Annotated in this window: 6 protein-coding genes; all 6 read left to right on the plus strand. The window is 66.9% G+C overall.

The annotated features are described in order from the left end of the window. Positions 1-852, plus strand: an 852-nt coding sequence (locus tag WAO18_RS03290) for an FHA domain-containing protein (RefSeq protein WP_422203856.1), incomplete at its 5' end; no start/stop codon positions are given. Between the two features lie 115 nt (positions 853-967). Then, on the plus strand, positions 968-1,435 hold the full coding sequence (locus tag WAO18_RS03295; RefSeq protein ID WP_422203858.1) for an FHA domain-containing protein FhaB/FipA: 468 nt from the start codon (positions 968-970) through the stop codon (positions 1,433-1,435). Further along, complete coding sequence (locus WAO18_RS03300) at positions 1,432-2,904, plus strand: protein phosphatase 2C domain-containing protein (RefSeq protein WP_422203859.1); 1,473 nt, start codon at positions 1,432-1,434, stop codon at positions 2,902-2,904. The genes WAO18_RS03295 and WAO18_RS03300 overlap by 4 nt, the downstream gene beginning before the upstream one ends. Beyond that, the gene (locus tag WAO18_RS03305) at positions 2,901-4,310 is read left to right on the plus strand and encodes an FtsW/RodA/SpoVE family cell cycle protein (RefSeq protein WP_422203861.1); all 1,410 of its coding nucleotides are present in this window, start codon (positions 2,901-2,903) and stop codon (positions 4,308-4,310) included. The genes WAO18_RS03300 and WAO18_RS03305 overlap by 4 nt, the downstream gene beginning before the upstream one ends. After that, positions 4,307-5,782, plus strand: coding sequence for a D,D-transpeptidase PbpA (pbpA, locus tag WAO18_RS03310; protein ID WP_422203863.1), 1,476 nt, complete (start codon positions 4,307-4,309; stop codon positions 5,780-5,782). Before WAO18_RS03305 ends, pbpA begins: the two co-directional genes overlap by 4 nt. Beyond that, positions 5,779-6,544: serine/threonine-protein kinase (locus tag WAO18_RS03315; protein WP_422203864.1), on the plus strand; the 766-nt coding region annotated here is incomplete at its 3' end. The genes pbpA and WAO18_RS03315, both read left to right, overlap by 4 nt.

Raw genomic sequence — 6,544 nt, forward strand, 5'->3', positions numbered from 1 at the left:
GGCTACAGCGCACCCGACCCGCGCGGCGGCTACCCCGACCAAGGCGGCTACAGCGCACCCGACCCGCGCGGCGGCTACCCCGACCAGCGCGGCGGCTACCCCGACCAGCGCGGCGGCTATCCCGAGCAGCGCGGCGGCTACCCCGACCAAGGTGGCTACGGCCAGCCGTACGAGCAGCGCCCCGCCGGCGGCTACGGGGGCGGCGGCCAGGGTTATGACCAGCGCCAGGGCGGTTACGGGCAGCCCGCCGGTCAGGGCTACGACGAGTACGCCGACTACGGCCGGGGACCGGCTCGTCACGACGACCCCCCTGCTGCGCCGGACCCACGCGGCGGCTACCCCGACCAGGGCCCCGGCTACGAACAGGGCTACGGCGGCGGATATGGCCGGCAGGACTACGGTCAGCAGGCCGAATACGGCCGGCAGGATTACGGCCAGTCCTATGCCCCACCCGGTGGTGGCGGCGGATACGCCGAGCCCGGGCGCGAGTACGACTATGGTCAGCCCGCTGATGCCGGCGGTTACGGACAGGCCGGCTACGGACAGGGCGGCTACTCTGCCGCGGGCTCAGCGGTCACGCTGCAGCTCGATGACGGCAGCGGGCGCACCTACCAGCTGCGCGAAGGCGCCAACGTGATTGGCCGCGGCCAGGACGCCCAGTTCCGGTTGCCGGACACCGGAGTGTCGCGTCGCCACCTGGAGATTCGTTGGGACGGCCATGTCGCGCTGCTATCCGACCTCAACTCCACCAACGGCACCACCGTCAACAACGCGCCTGTTCAAGAGTGGCAATTGGCCGACGGTGACGTGATCCGGCTGGGGCACTCGGAGATCGTCGTCCACATCCATTGAGCCCGTAGGGCGCGAAGGCATTGGCTTCACCCCGCGTCGACCGCCGTCCAAGTATCGTGACGTTGCTAATTCCGCGCACGTGAGGCACGCGGCAGCAGGACCGAGAGGACGCCAGATGCAGGGACTCGTACTGCAACTGACGCGCGCCGGGTTCTTGATGCTGTTGTGGTTGTTCATTTGGTCTGTGCTGCGAATCTTGCGCACCGACATCTACGCGCCGACCGGCGCGGTGATGGTGCGTCGCGGTTTGACGCTGCGCGGAACTCTGTTGCCGTCGCGCCAGCGCGGAAATGCGGCGCGCTATCTCGTTGTGACTGAGGGGGCATTGGTCGGTGCGCGCATCACGCTCAGCGGTCAGCCGGTGCTGATCGGACGCGCCGACGACTCCACGTTGGTGCTCAACGATGACTACGCGTCGACGCGTCACGCGCGGCTTTCCCAGCGAGGCTCGGAATGGTACGTCGAAGATCTAGGATCGACCAACGGCACATACCTTGACAGGGCGAAGGTGACGACGGCGGTACGGGTTCCCATTGGCACGCCGGTGAGTATCGGCAAAACGGTAATTGAGTTGCGTCCGTGACTTTGGTCTTGCGCTATGCAGCGCGCAGCGATGTCGGCTTGGTGCGATCCAACAACGAAGACTCGGTGTACGCGGGTGCGCGCTTGCTGGCACTCGCCGACGGGATGGGTGGGCATGCCGCCGGCGAAGTCGCCTCGCAGTTGGTCATAGCCGCGCTGGCCCATCTCTACGACGACGAGCCCGGTGGCGACCTGCTTGCCAAGCTCGACGCCGCGGTGCACTCCGGCAACTCGGCGATCGCCGCGCAGGTCGAGATGGAGCCCGACCTCGAGGGTATGGGCACCACGCTCACCGCAATCCTGTTCGCCGGCAACCGCATTGGGATGATCCACATCGGCGATTCGCGGGGCTATCTACTGCGCGACGGCGAGCTGACCCAGATCACCAAAGACGACACGTTCGTCCAGACCCTGGTGGACGACGGGCGGATCACCAAGGAGGAGGCGCACAGCCACCCGCAGCGATCGTTGATCATGCGCGCGCTCACCGGTCACGAGGTCGAGCCCACCCTGACCATGCGTGAGGTGCGTCTCGGGGATCGCTATCTGCTTTGCTCCGACGGACTTTCCGATCCGGTGAGCGACGAGACCATCCTGGAAGCCCTGAAGGTTCCCGACGTCACCGACAGTGCCGACCGGCTCATCGAGCTGGCGCTGCGCGGGGGTGGCCCCGACAACGTGACCGTGGTGGTCGCCGACGTAGTAGACACCGACTATGGTCCCACCCAGCCGATCATCGCGGGCGCGGTGTCCGGTGACTCCGACGTGCACGACCAGCTGACCCGGCCCAACACCTCGGCCGGGCGGGCATCGGCCATCACCCCGCGCAAAGAAACCGCCAGACGCGTTGTGCCCCAGATCGATATGGCACCACCCCCGCAGCGATCGCGCCGGAGACTGCTGATCGGGGTCGCGCTGACCATCCTGCTCGTGCTCGCGGCGCTCGCGGTCGGCCGCAGCGTGATCCGCAGTTACTACTACGTCACCGCCTACAACGGCGCGGTGTCCATCATGCAGGGCATCCAGGTGTCCATCCTGGGAATGCCGCTGCACCAGCCGTATTCCCAGGGCTGCCTGAACAGCCTCAACCAGTTGTCGGTGATCCCCTACGGGCAGGCCGGCGCCGGCCACGGGTGCCACTTGATGAAACCATCCGATCTGGCCGAGTCGGCGCGCGCGCAAGTCGCGGCAGGCCTGCCGGTGGGCACCCTCGATCAGGCGAACGCGCAGCTGCGGCGGTTGGCCACCGAGTCGCTGTTACCGCTGTGCCCGCTGGCGCGTGCCCAGTCGCCGCCGGCCTCAAGACAGCCGTCCGCACCGACCATCAGCCAGGCGCCTGCGCCTGGCTCGGAAACCTCTGCCCCCCAATATAGTTCGGTCAGCCCGTCGCCGACATCGGCCGCGCCGACTGTGACAGCGCTCTCCCCGCCGCCCCCCCAGCCGGGAACCGGCTGCCGGACTCCGGAATGACCACGCAGCCGCAGGCGCCGGTCACCGTCACCCCGTCGTTGCCGAACCGGCGCAATGCAGAACTGCTGCTGCTGTGTTTCGCCACCGTGATCACGTGCGCGGCGTTCGCGATTGTGCAGGCCAATCAGGAACGCGGGCTCAGCTGGCAGCTCCTCGACTACGCGGCGGGGTTCCTGGCCGTTTTCGGCGTAGCGCATCTGGCCATCAGACGTTATGCGCCCTACGCGGATCCGCTGCTGTTGCCGATCGTGGCGCTGCTCAACGGTCTGGGTTTGGTGATGATCCATCGGCTCGATCTCGATGAGCGGCTGGCCCAGGGGAGTGGCCACGGGGTTACGAGCCCGCAGATTTTGTGGACGCTGGTCGGCGTGGGCGCCTTTGCGTTCGTGGTGATCTGGCTGAAGGACCATCGGCAACTCGCACGCTACGGCTACCTCTGCGGGCTGACTGGTCTGATCATCCTTGCCGTACCGGCGCTGCTGCCGAAATCACTGTCCGAGCAGAACGGCGCCAAAATCTGGATTCGGTTGCCGGGCTTCTCGATTCAGCCCGCCGAGTTCTCGAAGATATTGCTGCTGATCTTCTTCTCGGCGGTGTTGGTGGCCAAGCGCGGGCTGTTCACCAGCGCGGGCAAGCATGTGCTGGGCATGGATCTGCCGCGTCCACGCGACCTCGCTCCGCTGCTCGGCGCCTGGGTGGCGTCGATCGCCGTGATGGTCTTCGAAAAGGACCTGGGCACTTCGCTTTTGCTTTATGCGTCATTCCTGGTGGTGGTCTACCTGGCCACCCAGCGGTTCAGCTGGGTGGTGATCGGCCTGGCCTTGTTCGCGCTGGGCAGCGTCGCGGCGTATTTCATGTTCGGTCACGTCCGGGTGCGGGTGCAGACCTGGCTGGATCCGTTCGCCGATCCGGACAACGCCGGCTACCAGATTGTGCAGTCGCTGTTCAGCTTCGCCACCGGCGGCGTCTTCGGCACCGGCCTGGGCAACGGGCAGCCGGACACCGTGCCCGCTGCCGCAACGGATTTCATCACCGCGGCGTTTGGCGAAGAACTCGGCCTGGTGGGCTTGGCCGGAATACTGATGCTCTACACCATCGTGATCGTCCGCGGTATGCGGACGGCGATCGCGGTACGCGACAGCTTTGGCAAGCTACTGGCCGCCGGGCTGGCCTCCACGCTGGCCATCCAGTTGTTCGTCGTCGTCGGCGGAGTCACCAACCTCATCCCGCTGACCGGGCTGACCACTCCCTGGATGTCCTACGGCGGTTCGTCGTTGCTGGCGAACTATGTGCTGCTGGCGATCCTGGTTCGCATCTCGCATGCGGCCCGTCGCCCGTTCCGCACCAAGTCGCGCAACACCTCGCCGATCGCGGGCGCTAACACCGAGGTGATTGAGCGGGTATGAACACCTCGCTGCGCCGGATTTCGGTGACCGTGATGGCGCTGATCGTGCTCCTGTTGTTCAACGCGACGCTCACTCAGGTGTTCACCGCCGACGGGCTGCGGTCCGATCCGCGCAATCAGCGCGTGCTGTTCGACGAATACTCCCGGCAGCGAGGACAGATCACCGCGAACGGCCAGCTGCTGGCGTACTCGGTGGCCACCGACAGCCGCTTCCGATTTCTGCGGGTGTATCCCAATGCCGCGGTCTACGCCCCGGTGACCGGGTTCTACTCATTGCGCTACTCCAGCACCGGTCTGGAGCGCGCCGAGGATCCTCTACTGAACGGATCCGACCAACGATTGTTCGGCAGGCGGCTGGCCGACTTCTTCACCGGTCGCGATCCGCGCGGCGGCACGGTGGACACCACCATCAGTCCGCGCATCCAGCAAGCCGGTTGGGATGCGATGCAGCAGGGCTGCAACGGGCCGTGCCGAGGTGCGGTCGTCGCGCTGGAACCGTCCACCGGCAAGATCCTCGCGCTGGTGTCCTCGCCGTCCTTCGACGCGAACCTGCTCGCCTCGCACGACCCCGAGCAGCAGGCGCACACCTGGCAACAACTGCGCGACGACCCGCGCTCACCGATGATCAATCGCGCGATCTCCCAGACGTATCCGCCCGGGTCGACGTTCAAGGTGATCACCACGGCGGCCGCGTTACAGAACGGTGCGACCGAGGACGACGAGCTCACCGCGGCGTCGTCGATTCCGCTGCCGGACAGCACTGCCACCCTGGAGAACTACGGCGGCACGACCTGCGTGGACGCCGAAACGGTAACCCTGCGTGAGGCATTCGCCCGGTCGTGCAACACCGCCTTCGTTCAGCTGGGCCTGCTCACCGGCACCGACGCGCTGCGCAGCACCGCACAATCGTTTGGCCTGGACGCGGCTCCCGAATCGATGCCGCTGCAAGTCGCCGAGTCGACCGTTGGACCGATTCCCGATGCCGCCGCGCTGGGAATGTCGAGTATCGGCCAGAAGGACGTCGCGTTGACGCCGCTGGAGAATGCGCTCGTTGCGGCTACCATCGCCAATGCCGGCATCACCATGCAGCCCTACCTGGTCGACAGCCTGCAGGGACCTGACTTGGCCAACATCGGCACGACCGCGCCGCACCAACAGCGCCGTGCGGTGTCCCCGCAGGTCGCGGCTAAGCTAACTGAGTTGATGGTCGGCGCCGAGAATGTCACTCAGCAGAAAGGGGCGATCCCCGGCGTGCAGATCGCATCCAAGACTGGTACCGCAGAGCACGGCACCGATCCGCGCCACACACCACCGCACGCGTGGTACATCGCCTTTGCGCCCGCGAAGGCTCCGAAGGTGGCCGTAGCGGTGCTCGTGGAAGACGGCGCTGACCGGTTGTCGGCGACCGGTGGCGCGCTTGCCGCACCGATCGGGCGCGCCGTCATCGAGGCCGCGCTGCAGGGAGGACCATGAGCCCGCGAGTAGGTGTGACGCTGTCTGGCCGCTACCGCCTGCAGCGCCTGATTGCCACCGGCGGCATGGGGCAGGTATGGGAGGCCGTCGACAGCCGGCTGGGACGGCGCGTCGCGGTCAAAGTGCTCAAGGCCGAGTTCTCCCAGGACTCCGAGTTCATCGAGCGCTTCCGGGTTGAGGCGCGCACCACCGCGATGCTCAACCACCCGGGCATCGCCAGCGTTCACGACTACGGCGAGACGCAGATGGAGGGCGAGGGCCGCACCGCCTATCTGGTGATGGAGCTGGTCAACGGCGAGCCACTCAACTCGGTGCTCAAGCGGACCGGCCGACTCTCGCTGCGGCACACCCTGGACATGCTCGAGCAGACCGGACGGGCGCTGCAGGTCGCGCACGCCGCCGGTCTGGTGCACCGCGACGTCAAGCCCGGCAACATCCTGATCACCCCGACCGGTCAGGTGAAGATCACCGACTTCGGCATCGCCAAGGCCGTCGACGCCGCGCCGGTCACCCAGACCGGCATGGTGATGGGCACCGCCCAGTACATTGCCCCCGAGCAGGCGCTGGGCCACGATGCCACCCCGTCGAGCGATGTGTATGCGCTGGGAGTGGTTGGCTACGAAGCGGTTTCGGGCAAGCGGCCGTTCACCGGCGACGGCGCGCTGACGGTGGCGATGAAGCACATCAAAGAGCCCCCGCCGCCGCTGCCGTCCGACCTGCCACCCAACGTGCGTGAGCTGATCGAGATCACCCTGGTCAAGA

Source organism: Mycobacterium sp. (assembly GCF_049278535.1).
Lineage (GTDB): Bacteria > Actinomycetota > Actinomycetes > Mycobacteriales > Mycobacteriaceae > Mycobacterium.